Origin of the sequence: Kineococcus indalonis, assembly GCF_009906395.1 — a bacterium.
GTDB classification, from domain to species: domain Bacteria; phylum Actinomycetota; class Actinomycetes; order Actinomycetales; family Kineococcaceae; genus Kineococcus; species Kineococcus indalonis.
The window spans coordinates 1-917 of the sequence record NZ_JAAALM010000893.1; the positions used below are offsets into that span (position 1 = coordinate 1).

The following is a 917-nucleotide window of genomic DNA, read 5'->3' on the forward strand; positions in this document are numbered from 1 at the left end:
GGCGTGGCCGGGGCTGCTCGCGGTGGGTGCGGCCACCGCAGCCGCCTCCGGCGCCGCGCACCTGGTGCCGGGGCTGGGCGCCTCCACGGCGGGCGTGGCGCTGGGGGCGCTGGCCGCGAACTGCGGGCTGCTGCGCGAGCGGCTCAAGCCGGGCGCGGCGTTCGCCGCGCGCCGCCTGCTGCGCGTCGCCGTGGTGCTGCTGGGGCTGCAGCTGGCGCTGCCGCAGCTGCTGGACCTGGGCGCCGGGGGGCTGGCGCTGGTCGTGGTCACGGTGGTGGTGACGTTCACCGGCACCCGGCTGCTGGGGCGGGCGCTGGGCGTGCCGCCGGCGCGCGCGCTGCTGGTGGCCACCGGGTTCTCCATCTGCGGGGCCTCGGCGGTGGCGGCGGTGAAGGAGGTCACCGACGCCGACGAGGAGGACGCCGCGGTCGCGGTCGCGCTGGTCACCCTGTGCGGGAGCCTGGCGATCCTGGTGCTGCCGGCGCTGCGCGGCCCGCTCGGGCTGGACGTGGCGGGGTTCGGCGCGTGGGTGGGCGCCAGCGTGCAGGACGTCGGGCAGACCGTCGCCGCCGCGGACCGGGTGCCCGGCGCGCTGACCACCGCGGTGGTCGTCAAGCTCAGCCGGGTGGTGCTGCTGGCGCCGCTGGTGGCGGCGGTGGCGCTGGCGGGCCGTCGCGCCGCGGCGGGCCGCACCCCCGGGTCGGGCCGCCGGCCGGCGCCGGTGCCGCTGTTCGTGGCGGGTTTCCTGGCCGCGATCGCCCTCAGCAGCACCGGCGTGCTGCCGGCGGCGGCGCTGTCCGCCGCGCAGCGGGTGCAGGAGGTGCTGCTCGTGGCGGCGCTGGTCGGCCTGGGCACCGGCATCCACCTGCGCACCCTGCGCCGCACCGGCGGGCGCGCGGTCCTGCTGGGGCTGGGCT

General features: G+C 80.2%; 1 protein-coding gene. It reads left to right on the forward strand.

What is annotated here, in order from left to right:
- On the forward strand, positions 1-917 hold a 917-nt coding region (locus GTR00_RS21780), incomplete at both ends, for a YeiH family protein (protein ID WP_166613573.1).